Source organism: Noviherbaspirillum agri (assembly GCF_054780595.1).
Genome location: NZ_BAAGWA010000012.1, coordinates 61,347 through 79,031, shown reverse-complemented (window position 1 = coordinate 79,031; position 17,685 = coordinate 61,347). Strand labels below are relative to the sequence as shown.

Here is a 17,685-nt window from a genome sequence, read left to right as displayed (position 1 = left end):
CAGAAAAACGGCCAAGGAGTTCCTTGGCCGTATTCATTTGTTACTCGATGCCTTGACTTGCGAGGTATTCCTCGTAGCCACCGTGGAAGTCGATGACCTCTCCATCCTTCACTTCCAGGATGCGCGTCGCCAATGACGAGACGAATTCGCGGTCATGCGACACAAAGATCAGCGTGCCCTTGTACTTGTCGAGCGCGATGTTGAGCGACTCGATCGACTCCATGTCCATGTGGTTGGTTGGCTCGTCCATCAGCAGGACATTGTGGCGTCCCAGCATCAGCTTGCCGTACATCATCCGGCCCTTTTCCCCGCCAGATAGTACCTTGACCGATTTCTTCACATCGTCCCCGGAAAACAGCAAGCGTCCGAGGATAGAGCGTATAGCCTGGTCGTCGTCACCTTCCTTGGTCCACTGGCCCATCCAGTCTGTCAGGCTCTTGTCGGCAGCAAACTCCTCCGTCGGATCCTGCGGCATGTAGCCGACGTTCGCGTTCTCCGCCCATTTCGCGATGCCTCCGTCAGGCTGCATGTCGCAAACTTCACCACCAATGCAGCGTAGCAGCGTGGTCTTACCGGCGCCGTTGGCACCGATGATCGCGATCTTCTCGCCCGCTTCAACCATGATGTTGAAGTTCTTGAAAATCGTGCGGTCATAGGACTTCGTCAGGTTCTGTGTCTCGACGGCCAAACGATGCAGCTTCTTCTCGCCTTCGAAGCGGATGAACGGTTCCTGGCGGCTGGACGGCTTGATGTCCTCGACCTTGATCTTGTCGATCTGCTTCAAGCGGGAAGTTGCCTGGCGTGCCTTGGACTTGTTGGCCGAAAAACGGCGCACGAATTCCTGCAGTTCCGCCACGCGCTCCTTGGCCTTCGCATTCGACGCCATCTGCTGCGCGCGCGCCTGCGATGATGCCAGCATGTAGTCGTCGTAGTTGCCCGGATAGATCTTCAGCGTGCCGTAGTCAATGTCCGCCATGTGCGTGCACACCTGGTTCAGGAAGTGGCGGTCGTGCGAGATGATGATCATCGTGGAGTTGCGCGCGTTGAGCACATCTTCCAGCCAGCGGATGGTATTGATGTCAAGGTTGTTGGTCGGCTCGTCCAGCAGCAGGATGTCCGGATTGGAGAACAGTGCCTGCGCCAGCAGCACGCGCAGCTTCCAGCCGGGCGCGACATTGCTCATCGGGCCGTTGTGTTGTTCCAGCGGAACACCGACGCCGAGCAGCAGTTCGCCGGCACGCGCTTCGGCGGTGTAGCCGTCGTACTCGGCGAACTTCGCCTCGAGATCCGCTGCGCGCATGTAGTCATCGTCCGTGGCGTCCGGGTTGGCGTAAATCGCATCGCGCTCGGTCATCGCCGCCCACATCTCGGTATGCCCCATCATGACCACATCAAGTACGCGTTTATCCTCAAAGGCGAACTGGTCCTGGCGCAGTTTGCCAAGGCGCTCGTTCGGATCGAGCATCACCGTGCCGGAGCTCGGCTCGAGATCGCCGCCGAGAATCTTCATGAAAGTCGACTTGCCGCAGCCGTTCGCGCCGATCAGGCCGTAACGGTTGCCGTCGCCGAATTTGACGGAGATATTTTCAAACAGCGGCTTGGGGCCGAACTGCATCGTGATGTTTGCGGTGGAAAGCACTGGGTAAAACCTCTTGCGGGATGATTGCGAAAACCCGCCATTTTATCATTCCACGCAACCGGGGCCTGCATTATGTGCGGTTCCGCCTGTGTCGCATCAAGATGCGTGCAGGAGCGTCTCCCGGGCCGCCATGAAAGCAGCGGCAGATTGCTTGAGCGTCTCTGCATCGACACCGGGCTTGTACAACTGTCCACCAATTCCGAAGCCGGTTGCGCCGGCCGCCACGTAGGCCGCCATGCTGTGCGGCTGGATGCCGCCAACCGGGAAGAGCGGCGTATCGGCCGGCAAAATCGAGCGTATCGCCTTGACTGCCGGCGGGGGAATCATTTCTGCCGGAAACAGCTTGAGTCCGTGCGCCCCAGCCTGCAAGGCGTGGTATGCCTCTGTTGGCGTTGTCACCCCGGGCAATGCGACCATGTTGTGGCGTGCCGCATGGGCGATCACATCGGTCGCGCAGTGCGGGGAGACGATCAGGCGGCCGCCCGCTTCCTTTACCGCATCCACGTCCTTGACGGTAAGCACGGTACCCGCGCCGATCAGTGCATCATCGGGTGCGATGCGTACCAGCGCGCCGATGGCCTCGATCGCACCCGGCCGGTTCAACGGCACCTCGAGCATGCGAAAGCCTGCATCGAGCAGGATACGCCCGACGACGGGCGCTTCGGCCGGCGACAGTCCGCGCAGGATTGCGACGAGCGGGCATGGGGAGGGATGAAACAAGTCCATGATGCTTTCTTAACCTTTCATGCCGAACAAGGCCTTCAGGGCCGCGACATAGATGCTGTCCGGTTGCCAGACACGGGCCTGGACGCCAACCAGTTCCAGTGCGCTGACATAGCGAGACGTCAAAGAGGGGCTGCCGATCACCTGCACCGGGCTGCGGATGTCGTCACCAGCCTTCCTGAGGATCTCGTGCAGCTCAGTGCCGATCAACAGACCGGACAAATAGGACGATGTGTGTTGCGCCGGCATCTGGTCGGTCACGACCAGCGCGCGGCAGCAAAAGGCAGTGTGAGTAAAGCCGCCGTAGCGCGACGCGCGGACACCCGCAGCAAAGGCATCGGGTACGGAGCGCTGCTCGCTCATGAGGCTTGCCAGCGTGCCATGCTGCGACATCAGCGAGAACAGTTCACCGGTCATGAAAGTCACCAGGTCGGTGATTTTTCCATTCTCCACCTGCACCCATTTACTGTGTGTGCCCGGCAGAAGGAACCAGCCACCTGTCGCGCCGGATTCCAGTGCGCCCAGAACCTGCGTTTCCTCGCCGCGCATCACATCCGGCAGTCCGTGCATGTCGATAAAACGGTAGCCCGGCGCGATGCGGCAACGCACACCGGGAAGCGTGGTATCCACTTCGGTCAAGGCGCTGCGCAGACTAGTCACCGGCTCGTCCACCGGCAGGTAAGGCACCTGCCGCCAGCCGTTACGGCTGCCGACCATGCCGGACATGACGACATCGGCCTTGTCCAGGCGAAGTGTATGCAGAAGCGCCCCCAAGGAGCCTTCGAAATCGCCATCGACATGCAGAATGCCGAATTCATCGCTATGCTGGCGCACCAGGTCGCCTTGCTCGTTCAGTACGTAGGCACGCCGGTTGCTCGTGCCCCAGTCGATGCCCACGCGCGTCGTGCCTGGTTCAATCATGCATGCTCCCGTGAAGGTTCGAAAAACGCATTGTGCCTTTCGTTACGAACGTCGTTGATTGCGGGTAGACACGGAACCGCACGTTTTGTTCGGCACAGTCCGCAAGCCGCCATCAGGACCAGCCGCCATCGACGATGAATTCCTGCGCGGTGCACATCGCGGAGTCATCCGACGCAAGAAACAGCACCATGCGCGCGACATGCCACGGCATTACCCGGCCCTTCAGGCATTGGCTCTGGTCAATCAGCTTCTCGCTCTCGGCATCGACCCACAGCTTCAGCTGCCGCTCCGTCATCACCCAGCCTGGCGTCACCGTATTGACGCGAATGTTGTATGGCCCGAGGTCACGCGCCAGACCGCGGGTGAGGCCGCTGACGGCGGCCTTGGTCGTCGTGTAGACCGGATAGCCACCATTAGCGATGTGCCAGCTGGTGGAGCCGAGGTTGATGATGGAGCCGCCACCCTTTCTCTTCATCCCTTCGATCACTGCCTGGCAGGTGAAGAACATCGGGCGCTGGTTGATGGCAATGCAGTTGTTCCAGAAGTCGACAGTGACTTCCTCCGGCTTGTGCCGCTGGTCATTGCCGGCATTGTTGACCAGCACATCGAAATCGCCGACCTCCGCAGCCAGCGAACGCATCACGTTTTGCAGCGCAGGAATATCGCGAATATCACACTGCCGGAATACCGGTTTCTCATGACCGGCCACGGCCAGACGCTCGCACAGTGCGAGGCTGGGTTCGACGGCGATATCGATGAACGCCACCTTGGCACCCTGCTCAGCAAAAGCAGCGACGATGCCCTCGCCGATACCCGAGCCGCCCCCGGTCACGAATACCCGTTTTCCCTTCAGGCTTCCGAAGGTCGCCAACTCGCCCGTTGCCGCCATGACTATCTCCTGAACTTTCGATCCAACCCTTAATCAATACGGATGCCGAGTCGAAACCTCTTCCCTGCATCTTCTCGTCGATCAACTCATCCCGCGAGAATCCTATGAGCACCAACATTCCGAAACGTCGCAGTCAGGCATGGTTCGAAAAGCAGGACCGCGATGGTTTTGTTCACCGCAGCTGGACCCAGAAGCCCGGCTATCCGTCCGACGCCTTCGACGGACGTCCGATCATCGGCATCTGCAATACCTGGTCTGAATTAACCCCTTGCAACAGCCACTTCCGTGAACTGGCGGAATTCGTCAAACGCGGTGTACTTGAGGCAGGAGGATTCCCGCTGGAGTTCCCGGTCATGTCACTTGGGGAAACGCAGCTGCGGCCAACGGCAATGCTGTTCCGCAATCTTGCGAGCATGGATGTGGAGGAATCGATCCGAGGCAATCCGATCGACGGTGTCGTGCTGCTGATGGGATGCGACAAGACGACGCCGGCCCTGCTGATGGGCGCAGCGAGTTGCGGCCTCCCTACCGTCGGCATTTCTGGCGGCCCGATGCTTAACGGCAAATTTCGCGGCAAGGACATCGGTTCCGGCACGGGCGTCTGGATGATGTCGGAAATGGTCCGCGCCGGCGTAATGACGCAAGACGAGTTCACCGAAGCCGAGGCTTGCATGAATCGCTCATCCGGCCACTGCATGACGATGGGCACGGCTTCGTCCATGGCCTGCATGGTCGAAGCGTTGGGCATGTCGCTGCCCGGCAATGCAGCCATTCCGGCACCGGACACCCGGCGTAATCGTCTTGCGCAATTGAGCGGACGGCGCATTGTGCAGATGGTGGAAGAAGACCTCGTCATGGACAAGATCCTCACGCGCGAGGCATTCGAGAACGCGATCCGCGTCAACGCCGCCGTCGGCGGCTCCACCAACGCCGTTATCCACCTTCTGGCGATTGCTGGCCGCATGGGGGTCGACCTGAAGCTGGAAGACTGGGACCGCATCGGGCGCGACATGCCTTGCCTGGTAAATCTGCAGCCTTCCGGGCATTACCTGATGGAGGATTTTTATTACTCCGGCGGCCTGCCTGCGGTGCTTCGCGAGATTCTCCACCTGCTGCACGGGAACGCCTTGACGGTGAATGGCAGAACGCTCGCGCAGAACGTCGAGAATGCGCCCTGCTACAACCGGGATGTCATCAAGAGCATCGACGAACCTTTCAAGGAGAAGGCCGGCATCGCTATACTGAAAGGCAATCTCGCCCCGGATGGTGCCGTGATCAAGCCTTCTGCCGCCTCGCCTCACCTTCTCAAGCACCGCGGACGCGCTGTGGTGTTCGAATCAATCGAAGACTTCCGCGAGCGCATCGACGATCCCGCGCTCGACATCGACGAGCACTGCATCATGGTGCTCAAGAACTGCGGCCCCTGCGGCTATCCGGGCATGGCCGAAGTCGGCAACATGCCCTTGCCACGCAAGATCCTGCAGAAAGGCATCACCGACATGGTTCGCATCTCGGATGCGCGCATGAGCGGCACGGCATACGGAACCGTGGTCCTGCACACGTCGCCGGAGGCAGCTGTCGGCGGCCCGCTGGCACTGGTCAAGAGCGGCGACATGATTGCACTCGATGTCGGCGAGCGCAGCCTGCATCTCGAAGTGAGCGACGAAGAACTGCAGCGCCGCAAGGCCGACTGGGTGCCGCCCGAGATGCCGACGCGCGGCTATGCCAAGCTGTACGTGGACCACGTACAGCAGGCGCACCTTGGCGCGGACCTGGACTTTCTCGTTGGCCGCAGCGGTGCACCGGTGCCGCGCGAGTCGCATTAGAGCCGCGGCCAGTCAGGGGAAAAATGCTCTAGCCGCGCAGCTCATACCAACACCATCACGCAGGAGGACCTGCATGAATACAAGCGAATGCGCAACAGAATGCGTTCCGACATGCATCTGGGACGCGCATGCAGCACTTGGCGAAGGACCGCTGTGGTCCGTGAAGGAACAGGCCTTGTACTGGGTCGACATCCTAAACCATCGACTGCACCGCCATTCGCCGACCGAGGGACAGCGAAGCTGGCAGTTCGAACAGGAAATCTCTGCACTGGCAGAGCGCGCGGATGCCGATGGACTCGTGATTACGCAGCGGCACGGCTTTGCGACCTTCGATCCTGCAACGGGACAACTGAGCCCGTTACTGCAGGTGGAGGCAGATATCCCCGGCAACCGGTTCAACGATGGCAAATGCGACGCACGCGGCCGCTTCTGGGCCGGGACGATGGACTTTGACGGGAAGCAGCCTAGCGGATCGCTGTACCGTTTCTCACTCAATCGCGAATGCAGTCGGATCGATACCGGATACATCGTGACCAACGGTCCTGCATGGTCGGCCGATTACCGCACGATGTACCACAACGACAGCGTCAACGGCCGCGTCTATGCCTTCGACTTCGACCTTGAGACCGGCGATACCAGCAACAAGCGCCTGTTCCTCCAATTTACGGAAGAAGAAGGCTCGCCGGATGGCATGTGCACCGACGCCGAGGGCGGACTGTGGATCGCGCATTGGGGAGCAAGCTGCCTGACCCGGCATGATGCAAGGGGGAATGTCCTCCGCCGGATTGATCTGCCTTGCAGCCAGGTCAGCAGTTGCGCATTCGGCGGACCACACTTCACCACGCTGTTCATTACCACCGCTTCGGTCGGCCTGTCAGCAGAGCAACTGGAACGCGAACCGACGGCAGGCGGTCTATTTGCGCTGGATATCGACATTGCCGGTGTGCCGGCCAATCTTTTCCGTGGATGACAAGCCCGCCATGACAGCCGACATCATCTCGCTTGAGTCTGACTCGCAAAGACTGGCGTTGTCCCCTGAAATGGGCGGCAGCGTTACCGCCTGGGACTGGAAACTTGACCAAGGCACCATTCCGCTTTTCCGCCCCTGGGACGGCGTTTCGGGCGACCGTTATACGCTCGCATGCTTTCCGCTCGTGCCCTGGTCCAACCGGATCACGCAGGGTGGTTTTGAGTATGAAGGCAACTTCTACCAGATCCACGCCAACCGGACGGAAGAACACTATCCGATCCATGGCGACGGCTGGCTGCAATCGTGGAAGGTCGCCGAGCAGGGCAGCGACCGCATCAAGCTGTCGCTTGATTCCCGCGGTTTCGACGGCAGCCCCTATCACTATCGCAGCACGCAGACTTTCCTGCTGCTGCCCGATGGCTTGCAGATCGACCTGACCGTCACGAACATGGGGCAAAAATCCCTGCCCTACGGCCTCGGCCTGCACCCCTACTTCGTGCGCAATGCCGCGACGCGGCTGCAGTTCAAATCGGAGGGTGTCTGGCTCGCAGGGGAAGACCCGATTCCGGTGGAGCACACTACCAACTTTCCGCCCGGGTGGGACTACAACGCCCCGTCACCGCTGGACGGTGCGATGATCGACAACTGCTACACCGGCTGGAACGGGAAGGCTCTGATCGATTATCCGGATCGCGGCATTTCAATCACGATGGTCATGCCGGACTGCAACGGCTACACCTTGTTCTATCGGCCACCGCAACGCGATTTTTTCTGCATCGAGCCGATCACGCATCCGATCGACGCCTTCCACATGCCGAACCAGCCGGGCCTCGCTTATCTGTCGCACGGCGACAGCCTCGCATTGCGCGCAAAGTTCCTGGTCGGCCCTTCAGCGCAGGCGCGCTGATGCAGACAGCGAGGGATAGCCGCTCATCACCAGTTCGGCAGACCTTCCGTCGGATCTGAGCGTTGCCTGTGCGCCGACGACAAGGGTGGCCTTGTCCGGTGTATGCCCAAATGGCAGCCCAGTCAGGACCGGTACCTGAAGACGCTTGCGCAAATAATCGAGCATCACGGAGAAATCGTAGCCGTTGTCGTATGGCGTGAGCCGATAGCTTGAAAAATCCCCGAGAAGAATCGCCTTTTGCTTGAGTAGTCCGGCGTACTGCAATTGCAGCAGCATCCGCTCCACTCTGTACGGATGCTCGTTCACATCCTCGAGAAACAGGATGCCGCCCTCCACTTTCGGCATGTAGGGCGTGCCGGCAAGATGGGTGAGCATCGTCAGGTTGCCGCCCCACAGAACACCGGATACATCGACTTCGGGATTCTCGCTCGCCTGGAACGTGATCGTATGCGACGGTCCTTTCATGCACTGCCAGAACTGCTGCGTCGTGAATTCGCTCTGCACTTCGCGCGTGAAGTCATCGCAGATCATCGGCCCGGCAAAGCTGATCGCCGCTTCCTGCGCCAGCAGGGCCATCTGCAGCGCGGTGAAGTCGCTATGCCCGACAAACAGCTTCCCGCTTTCCGCCAATAGTTTCAGATCGAGCTCGCAAAGGATGCGCGACATGCCATAACCACCGCGCAGTGCCAGGACGATCTGTACATCGGGATTGGTCGCGGCGGCATGGAGCTGCGCAGCGCGACTGTCGTCAGTTCCGCCGAAACGCTGGTGCTTCCTCGACGGATCGTAATAATTGTGGACCCGGCAGCCCTGTGCCTGCAGGCGCTTCACCGCGCGTTCCAGCGCCGGTTCATCCTGCGCGTAGCCGCCCGGCGCGACAATCGCCACGCCGACATCGGCGTGCGTATCCAAAGGATTGGTCATCTTTGCATGAAGGGATTGGTTCAGCGAGAAGGTATTCTAGACCACCGTCCCCGCGCATAGGGCGACAAGAAAGAGGTTTCGCTGCGATGTGCATCCGGCGCCGATTTGCATGGCGTTGGACTTCGACGCACAACCACGCACGTCGCAGCACCCCGTCATGCAGCCGCGTACAAGGAGCAGCGGTGATCAGTCGCTCCGGGTTTGCCCAGATTCAGAAAATACCGAAACGCGGGTTTCGCTGCGGGTCGCGGTACAGCAGCTTCTTCAATCCGCCCAAGCCTTCACGGTCAAAGCGTTGCCATTCCCCCTCCGGCTGTGCGAGACGATCGGCAACCGCATACAAAGCCATCGGGTTCATGCCCATGCCGATATGGCTTGCATGAACTTCAATATTCTCGGTCCTCTCGGTTTCCTCCTGCACGCTGCACTGCCATGCAACGACGCCGTCCGTACGGCTGAATATCGACGTTGTCGGGACCGGCGGCGGCGCCGGAAGATCGACCTGGGAAGTATCGTCTTCAATGCGACGACCGCTGGCCAGCTCGTACAGGCGCCAGGCGTTGGTCGCTTTTGGATGGCCGGCAAACGGCGTGCCCAGCGTGATCACCACGCGCACATGGTCGGGAACCAGCTTTGCGATCTCGCGCGCGTACACCCCGCCGAGGCTCCAGCCCACCAGGCTCACGGTGCGGCCATGCTCTGACCGCAACTGCTGCACACGCTCCAGGCATGCCTCGATGACGCCGGGGCGCGGCCCCCGGTTCAGGCCCAGCTCCCATGCGTAGGGAACATAGCCGCGTGACTTCAGGAAGTTGCGCAACACGAGCGTCGTGACGTCGCCTGTGGCCAGACCGGGAAAGACCAGTACCGGATGGCCATCACCTTCCGGCGCATTCTTCAGGACAGGCAAGGCAACCAGCGACGCCCAAAGCTCCCATGGTGCACGCCCTTCCAGAGCCAGCTTGAACCAGCCCGGCGCCTTGACGTTCTCCACGTTGTGCAGTGCAGATTTTCTGTTCTTCATTTACGTCTCCAACTCAATCATCATGCCGGCATCCCGGCTCCCGTCTATGCAGTACGCGCGCGAGGAGCGAGGGTCCCACTGCAATGCGCAGCGATCAGCCCGGACAAGAGCTCATCCAGTGCCGGGGGGAAATCGTGCCCCATGCCTTCGACCTCATGCAGGATCGCGTTCGAAATCATTCGCGCGGTATCGCGGCCGCATGCGATCGGCACCAGTGGATCGTCGGTTCCATGAATGACGAGTGCCGGCAACCGGATCGTACGCAGTTGGGCCACGAGGTCACCCGTCGAAGCGACCGCCATGACCTGGCGCGCAGTGCCGCGCGCACAAACATTTCGCCGCACGCTGCGTGCCACACGCTGGCGCAGCTCGGCATCCGGCGTCGGATAGGCCGGACTGCCGATAACGCGGAACAAGTGGACGAAGTGCTCGATGACGCAGTCCATGTCGCGCGGATTAGAGGGACGCGAAAACATGGCATTGCTCGCGGCCAGGCTCGGTCCAGGCAGGCCTGGCCGTCCGCTGGTAGACATGATGGATGTCAGCGTGAGGGCACGATGCGGATAACGCGCGGCGATAATCTGCGCAATCATCCCGCCCATCGAAGCGCCGACAATATGGGCCTTGTCGATGTCCAGGGCGTCCAGCAGGCCAACCGCATCGCGCGCCATGTCATACAGCGTGTAGCCGCTGAACAGCGGCATGTGAAACAAGGTCTTGAAGAACGCAAGATGCAGGTTCGGCCTGCCGAAATGATCCATCTTGCTCGACAATCCGCTATCCCGATTGTCGAAGCGAATCACACGAAATCCCTGGTCGGTCAGTCCCTTGCAAAATGCATCCGGCCACGAGATAAGCTGCAGGCCGAGGCCCGCGAGGAGCAGGATCGGCTCGCCGCGCGGATCACCCTGCTCGTCGTAGGCAATCTGGATACCGTTTGTTTCGATAATAGGCAAAAGGACTTCCCTTTTTTAAAAAGCGTTACGCTGCATTTCCAGTGCCGCTGTGTCACCGGTTCACACTGTCACAATGTCACTGCGCCATTTAGGGACATGGCCTGCAAGCATTTGCACATAACGCATATCTTGTATGCACCGCGCGGATTCGATTGAGCAAACGCCATGCCACAGTCTGAAAGGCTGCCGATTCCCGACGAACCACGACTTACCATGCACGTACGCACACGTAATTCGGAAATTCATACTCCGGCAGGTATAGGGTCACCACAGCAACTGCGCCGGCACGGAATATTGCAGTGCAATGTAAATCCGGCGTCCAAGCGTGGAAAATTCTTCCTTGCTTAAACTGAAACAGCGGGATGCGTTCCCTTGCTGGAGGGACGTCTAAGGAACAGCGACCACGGCCATGTTCACGGCAAATAAGTTTCCTTATTGCACTTTCGTTGACTGAGGAACAGGCCTGAAGTTCCTTCAAGCAAGATGAAATGCCTGTATCGGCGCGAGGAAGGGGCTATTCCGCTTCGGACAACGTCCCGACGGAACGCTGTGCGGCCCGACGGCGCTCGGCAAAAAAATCCTTGAGCAGTGCGCCACATTCTTCAGCGAGTACACCACCCACCACGTCGGTATGGTGGTTGAGCTTTTCCTGATCAAACAGGTTGACGATGGAGCCGCAGGCGCCCGTTTTCGGGTCAGAAGCACCGAAGACAACGCGCGACAGCCGAGCATGCATCATCGCTCCCGCGCACATGACGCAGGGCTCGAGCGTGACGTAAAGCTCGCAGCCCGGCAGGCGGTAATTTCCAAGGATGGTGGCAGCAGCACGCAACGCCATGATTTCGGCATGCGCAGTCGGGTCATGCGTCCCGATCGGCTGGTTAAATCCGGTCGCAACCACTTGGCCGTCCTTGACAACGACGGCACCGACCGGCACTTCGCCCAGTGCCCAGGCATTGTGCGCCTGCGACAGCGCCTGCTGCATGAAGATGGAATCCTGCATGGATCTTAGTCGTCCGAGGTCACTTCAGCCCAGCAATTCGGGGTCTCGTGCAAAACTAGTCGCTTCAGGCGCAGGCCCGTCCCATAACGGTCCTTATATGCCGCGTTCAGGATATTGAAGGCTGTCTGCGCCAGGTTCTCCACGGTTGGGATGCTATCGATGATGACGGTCTTGTGTCCGGGCAGACTGTCGAGGAATTCGCGCACTGCCGTGTCTTTCTCGTACGCAATGAACGCATGATCCCAGACATCAACCAGATGCTGTTTTGCGAGCGCCTTCACATCGGAAAAGTCCATGATCATCCCGTTATCGGAGCTTCCCTCCTCCTGGATGACCGCACCGGTCAGCGTGACTTCGAGCGTGTAGCGATGGCCGTGCAGGTTGCGGCACTGGCTCTTGTGGTCAGGAATCCGGTGACCTGCATCGAATTCGAGCTTGCGGGTAATCGTTAACATAATTTCTAGGGTATTTGCAGAAGCTTGTGCGTCTGCAGGCTCAGCTTCCACCTGGGATTTTTCTTGCAAATCTCAATGGCAAGCTTTGTGTTCTTTTCGGCCGACAGGCCATCCATCGGCTGGACGTAAAAGTGGTCGAAGTCCAACGCCTCGTAGTCCGCCAGCAATTGTCCTTCCTGCGGAATGACGACCTTCAGCTCATTCCCTTTGCGTACCTGGAGCTCGGAACCCACCTTGGGGCTGACGCACACCCAGTCCACGCCCTCGGGAACCGGCAAGGTGCCGTTGGTTTCGATCGCGATCTCGAATCCGCGGCGATGCATGCTGTCGATCAGCGCCGCATTCAATTGCAACAGCGGTTCGCCGCCGGTGAACACGACATACTTGCTGGCCGTGTATGTCTTTGGCCAAAGCGAATCCACCGTCTGCGCGAGGCATTCACTGTCGACATACTTGCCTCCCAGTTCACCATCAGTGCCGACAAAGTCGGTATCGCAGAACTTGCACACGGCGCTGGCGCGATCGCTCTCCCTGCCGCTCCACAGGTTGCAGCCCGAAAAGCGGCAGAACACCGCAGGACGTCCGGCATGCGTGCCCTCGCCCTGCAGTGTGTAAAAGATTTCCTTAACGCTGTAAGTCAATTATTCCCACTCGATCGTCGCTGGCGGTTTGCCCGAAATGTCATAGACCACACGGTTCAATCCGCGCACTTCATTGATGATGCGGTTCGATACCCGTCCCAGCAGGTCGTGCGGCAGGTGCGCCCAGTGTGCGGTCATGAAGTCCTGCGTCTGCACTGCACGCAGCGCAACAACGTATTCGTACGTGCGGCCATCGCCCATCACACCGACCGACTTAACCGGCAGGAACACGGCAAATGCCTGGCTCGTCTTGTCATACCATGAGCGCCCCTCGTCATCGACCGTCGCGCGCAACTCCTCGATGAAGATGGCATCTGCACGACGCAACAAATCCGCGTATTCCTTCTTCACTTCACCAAGGATACGGACACCGAGTCCCGGTCCCGGGAACGGATGGCGATACACCATGTCGTGCGGCAGGCCGAGTGCCACGCCCAGTTCACGAACCTCATCCTTGAACAGCTCGCGCAATGGTTCCAGCAGCTTCAGGTTGAGCGTCTCCGGCAGACCGCCGACGTTGTGATGGCTCTTGATTGTGTGCGCTGTCTTCTTGCCCTTGCCTGCGCTCTCGATGACGTCGGGGTAAATCGTTCCCTGCGCCAGCCACTTTGCATTCTTCAGCTTGCCTGCCTCTGCCTGGAATACTTCCACAAACTCGCGCCCGATGATCTTGCGCTTGGCTTCCGGATCGGTGACGCCGGCCAGCTTGCCCATGAACTGTTCTGTTGCATCGACATGGATGACTTTCACGCCCAGGTTCTTGCCGAACATGTTCATCACCATCTCGCCCTCGTTCAGGCGCAGAAGACCATGGTCGACGAAAACGCAGGTCAGCTGGTCGCCGATCGCACGATGGATCAAGGCAGCGGCCACGCTGCTGTCAACGCCGCCCGACAGGCCCAGAATGACTTCATCATCGCCAACCTGCTTGCGGATGGCTTCCACAGCTTCGGAAATATAGTCGGGCATGTTCCAGTCGGATTTGCATCCGCAGATCTCATGCACGAAGCGTCCGAGAATGGCCTTGCCCTGCACGGTGTGCGTCACTTCAGGATGGAACTGCACCGCATACAGCTTGCGCTCTTCGTTCGCCATGGCGGCGATCGGGCAATTGTCGGTCGATGCCATCAACTTGAAGCCAGGTGGCATCTCGATAATCTTGTCACCGTGGCTCATCCATACCTTCAACATCCCGTGGCCTTCGTCCGTGACGAAGTCGGCAATGCCAGTCAACAGCGCCGTATGTCCACGTGCACGCACTTCGGCGTAACCGAATTCGCGGACCTTGCCACACTCGACCTTGCCACCGAGCTGTTCGGCCATCGTCTGCATGCCATAGCAAATGCCCAGCACCGGTACACCCGCTTCGAATACGGCCTTGGGCGCACGCGGCGTGTCGCCCTCGGTGACGGAGTTCGGCCCACCGGAGAGGATGATGCCCGCCGCGCCATAATTGCGGACGAACTCATCACTGACATCGTACGGATAGACCTCCGAAAACACACCCGCCTCGCGCACGCGACGCGCAATCAACTGCGTAACCTGGGAGCCGAAATCGAGAATGAGAATTTTTGAGTGCATGAAAATTGCCAAGTTAATATCAGGATAAATCTGGTGTTGCCTTTACCACTCGGTTGCGCCCCGCGTCCTTTGCCGCATACAGGGCCATATCCGCCCGGCTGATCAATTCTTCCGTGGTCGCTGTCGGAAACATATCGGTCGACGCCACGCCGGCGCTGATGGTCAGGTTAAGGGCCGTCGTGCCGACTGTCTCCGGCTGCGCCGCAATGGCTAGCCGCATCCGTTCAGCCACTGCCATTGCCGTGTCGTGCGATGAACCCGGCAGCACGATCAGGAATTCCTCGCCACCATAACGGCCGAGTGCCTCCTGGGGCCGGATGCAGGAACGCAAACGGCTCGCCACCTTGACCAGGACTGTGTCGCCCACTGGATGGCCGTAAGAGTCATTGATCCTCTTGAAATAATCAATGTCGGCAACGATCAGCGAAAGCGGCACGCCCGCCTTGTCACAACGTGCTGCTTCAATGGTCAGGATGCGCATGATCGCACCGCGATTCCACGTGCCGATCAACGGATCGATGAGCGACTTCCGGCGCAGGTTCTTGTTCTTCTTCTGAAGTTCCAGCTGCTGCGCATTGACTAACCGCAGATCGAGCTCACGCTCCACCAAGGCAGCCAAATCGGCCAGCATCTGCCTGTCGCCGTTCCGGAAGAACGGCCTGGGAAGATAATCAACCAGATTGACACTCCCCAAGAGCGCTTTGTCCGGCCCGAATACGGGATGCGATGCAAAGAACCGGATCGGTGGTTCGCCAAGGTTCCAAGGGTTCTGCAATAACGCAAGGTGGTTCAGTGTATCCGCAATCACCTTGGGCTGACCTGACGCTGGCATGGCGACACAAAACGCGACATCATGCTCGACAGCGGCAATGCTTTGCGCCGGCTCCGAAGTTTTCTCCGCAAGCACTATGACGCAATTCGCCACATCGAAGAGTCTTCTTCCAATGCGGCGAATCCGTTCCAGCTGCGGATCGACACCGCCCGAGGCAGTCTCGGCCTGATCTGCACCGGTTGGCGGTGTCTCGCTGTGCATAGCGCTTACCGGGCTGTCCATGGTGTCTTTGCGTTGACGCCGTCAGCCGTCAGTCTGCACGGTAGTTTGGCGCTTCCTTCGTAATCTGTACGTCATGAACATGCGACTCGCGCATTCCTGCCGAGGTGATTTCGACAAACTCGGCCTTTTCACGGAACTGATCAATCGTCGCACAACCGCAATAGCCCATGGAGGAACGAACCCCACCGACCAGCTGGTACAGGATCGCAAGCACGCTTCCCTTGTATGGCACGCGTCCTTCAATACCTTCAGGCACGAGCTTGTCCGCATTATTGGCAGCATCCTGAAAATAGCGATCGGCAGATCCTTCAGACATTGCGCCCAAACTGCCCATGCCACGATATGACTTGTAGCTGCGTCCCTGGAACAGGATGACTTCTCCCGGCGCCTCTTCGGTGCCGGCAAACATGCTACCCATCATCACGCTCGATGCACCGGCAGCCAACGCCTTGGCGATATCGCCGGAATAGCGGATGCCGCCATCGGCGATGCAGGGGATGCCGACGTCCTTGAGCGCTTCAGACACGTTTGAAATTGCGGTAATCTGCGGCACACCAACACCGGCAACGATACGCGTGGTGCAGATGGAGCCAGGACCGATGCCGACTTTCACGCCATCGGCTCCGTGTTCAGCCAGCGCCACGGCTGCCGCCGCCGTTGCAATATTGCCACCGATGACATCCACCTGCGGGTAATGCGTCTTCACCCACTTGACCCGATCCAATACGCCTTTCGAATGCCCGTGCGCCGTATCCACCACGATGACGTCCACCCCCGCTTTTACCAGCAGGTCGATGCGCTCATCATTATCGGGACCGACACCCACTGCAGCACCAACACGCAGCTTTCCGTGCTCGTCCTTGCATGCGTTCGGATGCTCGGTCGCCTTCTGGATGTCCTTCACGGTAATCAGGCCGCGCAATTCGAATGCATCATTGACGACAATGACGCGCTCGAGGCGGAACTTGTTCATCAGGCGCTTTGCCTCGGACAGGTCAGCACCTTCCTTCACATACACCAGCTTCTCGCGCGGCGTCATCTTGGCGCGAACTTCAGCGTCCAGTTCCTCCTCGAATCGCAAGTCGCGGTTAGTGATGATGCCTACGACCGTCTTGCCCTCCACTACCGGAAAGCCGCTGATGCCATGCTGCGCCGACAGCGCCATCACATCGCGAATGCGCATCGTCGGCGGAATCGTGATCGGGTCGCGCACTACGCCAGACTCGAAGCGCTTCACCTTTGCAACCTCACGCGCCTGATCCTTCGGCTTCAGATTCTTGTGAATGATGCCGATGCCACCCTCTTGGGCCATCGCGATTGCGAGGCGCGCTTCCGTGACGGTATCCATTGCAGCCGACAGCAGCGGAATATTCAGCGTAATGTTGCGCGTCAAGCGCGTTTTCAGGGAAGTATCTTTGGGGAGGATGTCCGAATGTGCGGGGACGAGGAGCACGTCATCGAATGTGAGTGCTTTCTGGAGTAGACGCATAGTGATTCCTATAGGCGCAAAAGCGAATTATACAGAAATCCACCATATGCGTCGTTTTTCTGTCCGTTTTCGATATAAGAAAAGCATGCCTTCGTTGACATGCCGGGTAAAGCGTGGCGAAATCCTCCATAGTTTCACGCTCGGCTTCACACACAGGGAGTTAAATGAAAAACTTTCATTTCAAGCATCTGGCAACCACCACCGCCGTCGTCATTGCACTGGCACTGTCCGGCACGGCCTTCGCGCAATATGTATGGCTGGATGAAAAAGGGGTCAAGCAGTATTCAGACATGCCGCCTCCGGCCTCCGTCCCGGCAAATCGCATTCTCAAGCAGCGCGGCGTAGCGGCAATTCCGTCGCACGAATCCGAAACAGCAGCGCCCGCCAAAGCGGACCTTACCCTTGCGGAGAAAGAGGCGGAATTCCGCAAACGCCGTGCGGAACAAGCGGAGAAGGACAAGAAGGTTGCGGAACAATCAAAGTATGAAGCCGACAAGGCCAAGCACTGCGAACGTGCGCGCGAATACAATCGCGCACTCGAATCGGGTCAACGTATTGCACGCACCGACAAGAACGGAGAGCGCGCATTCTTGACGGATGAGCAACGCGCCCAGGAACTCCGCGACTCGCGGCGCGCACTGGAAGACTGCAAGTAGCGCCCCATTCGCAAAAAAGCCCGATTG

The 17,685-nt window shown here is 59.2% G+C and carries 17 protein-coding genes; 4 read left to right on the top strand and 13 right to left on the bottom strand.

Annotated elements, in window-relative coordinates; genetic code table 11:
- Positions 1–40: 40 nt before the first annotated feature.
- The 4 genes from ACYVIA_RS17785 to ACYVIA_RS17770 form a co-directional block, all read right to left on the bottom strand.
- On the bottom strand, positions 41–1,639 hold the full coding sequence (locus ACYVIA_RS17785; RefSeq protein ID WP_460843154.1) for an ABC-F family ATPase: 1,599 nt from the start codon (positions 1,637–1,639) through the stop codon (positions 41–43).
- Between the two features lie 96 nt (positions 1,640–1,735).
- Positions 1,736–2,365 carry a 2-dehydro-3-deoxy-6-phosphogalactonate aldolase gene (locus tag ACYVIA_RS17780; RefSeq protein ID WP_460843151.1) on the bottom strand — a complete coding sequence of 210 codons (630 nt, stop codon included), beginning with the start codon at positions 2,363–2,365 and terminating at the stop codon, positions 1,736–1,738.
- Between the two features lie 9 nt (positions 2,366–2,374).
- On the bottom strand, positions 2,375–3,283 hold the full coding sequence (locus tag ACYVIA_RS17775) for a 2-dehydro-3-deoxygalactonokinase (protein WP_460843149.1): 909 nt from the start codon (positions 3,281–3,283) through the stop codon (positions 2,375–2,377).
- Between the two features lie 112 nt (positions 3,284–3,395).
- Positions 3,396–4,172: an SDR family NAD(P)-dependent oxidoreductase gene (locus ACYVIA_RS17770; RefSeq protein ID WP_460843148.1), complete on the bottom strand. Its 777-nt coding sequence runs from the start codon at positions 4,170–4,172 to the stop codon at positions 3,396–3,398.
- A gap of 104 nt (positions 4,173–4,276) precedes the next feature.
- On the opposite strand from ACYVIA_RS17770, the gene ACYVIA_RS17765 reads away from it, so the two are divergent.
- From ACYVIA_RS17765 to ACYVIA_RS17755, 3 genes are all read left to right on the top strand, one after another.
- Positions 4,277–5,998, top strand: coding sequence for an IlvD/Edd family dehydratase (locus ACYVIA_RS17765; RefSeq protein WP_460843146.1), 1,722 nt, complete (start codon positions 4,277–4,279; stop codon positions 5,996–5,998).
- A 73-nt stretch (positions 5,999–6,071) separates the two neighbouring features.
- A complete protein-coding gene (locus ACYVIA_RS17760) occupies positions 6,072–6,968 on the top strand; it encodes an SMP-30/gluconolactonase/LRE family protein (RefSeq protein WP_460843144.1) in 897 nt (298 codons plus the stop codon).
- A 10-nt stretch (positions 6,969–6,978) separates the two neighbouring features.
- Positions 6,979–7,875: an aldose 1-epimerase gene (locus ACYVIA_RS17755; protein ID WP_460843142.1), complete on the top strand. Its 897-nt coding sequence runs from the start codon at positions 6,979–6,981 to the stop codon at positions 7,873–7,875.
- Here ACYVIA_RS17755 and ldcA read toward each other — a convergent pair.
- The 9 genes from ldcA to guaB all read right to left on the bottom strand — a co-directional run bounded on the left by ldcA (position 7,858) and on the right by guaB (position 17,002).
- Positions 7,858–8,799 (bottom strand): muramoyltetrapeptide carboxypeptidase, encoded by a 942-nt coding sequence (gene ldcA, locus ACYVIA_RS17750; protein ID WP_460843141.1) that lies wholly within the window; start codon positions 8,797–8,799, stop codon positions 7,858–7,860. The genes ACYVIA_RS17755 and ldcA overlap by 18 nt on opposite strands.
- A 211-nt stretch (positions 8,800–9,010) precedes the next feature.
- Complete coding sequence (locus tag ACYVIA_RS17745; RefSeq protein WP_460843139.1) at positions 9,011–9,823, bottom strand: esterase/lipase family protein; 813 nt, start codon at positions 9,821–9,823, stop codon at positions 9,011–9,013.
- 44 nt (positions 9,824–9,867) lie between these two features.
- Positions 9,868–10,779, bottom strand: coding sequence for an alpha/beta fold hydrolase (locus tag ACYVIA_RS17740; protein ID WP_460843137.1), 912 nt, complete (start codon positions 10,777–10,779; stop codon positions 9,868–9,870).
- Positions 10,780–11,293: 514 nt separating this feature from the next.
- On the bottom strand, positions 11,294–11,782 hold the full coding sequence (tadA, locus tag ACYVIA_RS17735) for a tRNA adenosine(34) deaminase TadA (protein WP_460843136.1): 489 nt from the start codon (positions 11,780–11,782) through the stop codon (positions 11,294–11,296).
- Between the two features lie 5 nt (positions 11,783–11,787).
- A complete protein-coding gene (queD, locus tag ACYVIA_RS17730) occupies positions 11,788–12,237 on the bottom strand; it encodes a 6-carboxytetrahydropterin synthase QueD (RefSeq protein ID WP_460843133.1) in 450 nt (149 codons plus the stop codon).
- Between the two features lie 5 nt (positions 12,238–12,242).
- Positions 12,243–12,878 carry a 7-carboxy-7-deazaguanine synthase gene (queE, locus tag ACYVIA_RS17725; RefSeq protein WP_460843132.1) on the bottom strand — a complete coding sequence of 212 codons (636 nt, stop codon included), beginning with the start codon at positions 12,876–12,878 and terminating at the stop codon, positions 12,243–12,245.
- Positions 12,879–14,459, bottom strand: a complete 1,581-nt coding sequence (gene guaA, locus ACYVIA_RS17720) for a glutamine-hydrolyzing GMP synthase (RefSeq protein ID WP_460843130.1) — start codon at positions 14,457–14,459, stop codon at positions 12,879–12,881.
- A gap of 19 nt (positions 14,460–14,478) precedes the next feature.
- A complete protein-coding gene (locus ACYVIA_RS17715) occupies positions 14,479–15,513 on the bottom strand; it encodes a GGDEF domain-containing protein (protein ID WP_460843128.1) in 1,035 nt (344 codons plus the stop codon).
- Positions 15,514–15,541: 28 nt separating this feature from the next.
- Complete coding sequence (gene guaB, locus ACYVIA_RS17710; RefSeq protein WP_460843126.1) at positions 15,542–17,002, bottom strand: IMP dehydrogenase; 1,461 nt, start codon at positions 17,000–17,002, stop codon at positions 15,542–15,544.
- A gap of 164 nt (positions 17,003–17,166) precedes the next feature.
- Between guaB and ACYVIA_RS17705 the strand changes: the two genes are divergently transcribed.
- Positions 17,167–17,658, top strand: coding sequence for a DUF4124 domain-containing protein (locus ACYVIA_RS17705; protein WP_460843124.1), 492 nt, complete (start codon positions 17,167–17,169; stop codon positions 17,656–17,658).
- Positions 17,659–17,685 lie beyond the last annotated feature (27 nt).

What these genes read in the sequence shown, in the direction of transcription:
- ACYVIA_RS17780 (WP_460843151.1), bottom strand. Translation starts at nt 2,365, where the DNA reads ATGGACTTGTTTCATCCCTCCCCATGCCCGCTCGTCGCAATCCTGCGC.
- ACYVIA_RS17775 (WP_460843149.1), bottom strand. Translation starts at nt 3,283, where the DNA reads ATGATTGAACCAGGCACGACGCGCGTGGGCATCGACTGGGGCACGAGC.
- ACYVIA_RS17770 (WP_460843148.1), bottom strand. Translation starts at nt 4,172, where the DNA reads ATGGCGGCAACGGGCGAGTTGGCGACCTTCGGAAGCCTGAAGGGAAAA.
- ACYVIA_RS17765 (WP_460843146.1), top strand. Translation starts at nt 4,277, where the DNA reads ATGAGCACCAACATTCCGAAACGTCGCAGTCAGGCATGGTTCGAAAAG.
- ACYVIA_RS17760 (WP_460843144.1), top strand. Translation starts at nt 6,072, where the DNA reads ATGAATACAAGCGAATGCGCAACAGAATGCGTTCCGACATGCATCTGG.
- ACYVIA_RS17755 (WP_460843142.1), top strand. Translation starts at nt 6,979, where the DNA reads ATGACAGCCGACATCATCTCGCTTGAGTCTGACTCGCAAAGACTGGCG.
- ldcA (WP_460843141.1), bottom strand. Translation starts at nt 8,799, where the DNA reads ATGACCAATCCTTTGGATACGCACGCCGATGTCGGCGTGGCGATTGTC.
- ACYVIA_RS17745 (WP_460843139.1), bottom strand. Translation starts at nt 9,823, where the DNA reads ATGAAGAACAGAAAATCTGCACTGCACAACGTGGAGAACGTCAAGGCG.
- tadA (WP_460843136.1), bottom strand. Translation starts at nt 11,782, where the DNA reads ATGCAGGATTCCATCTTCATGCAGCAGGCGCTGTCGCAGGCGCACAAT.
- queD (WP_460843133.1), bottom strand. Translation starts at nt 12,237, where the DNA reads ATGTTAACGATTACCCGCAAGCTCGAATTCGATGCAGGTCACCGGATT.
- guaA (WP_460843130.1), bottom strand. Translation starts at nt 14,459, where the DNA reads ATGCACTCAAAAATTCTCATTCTCGATTTCGGCTCCCAGGTTACGCAG.
- ACYVIA_RS17715 (WP_460843128.1), bottom strand. Translation starts at nt 15,513, where the DNA reads ATGGACAGCCCGGTAAGCGCTATGCACAGCGAGACACCGCCAACCGGT.
- guaB (WP_460843126.1), bottom strand. Translation starts at nt 17,002, where the DNA reads ATGCGTCTACTCCAGAAAGCACTCACATTCGATGACGTGCTCCTCGTC.
- ACYVIA_RS17705 (WP_460843124.1), top strand. Translation starts at nt 17,167, where the DNA reads ATGAAAAACTTTCATTTCAAGCATCTGGCAACCACCACCGCCGTCGTC.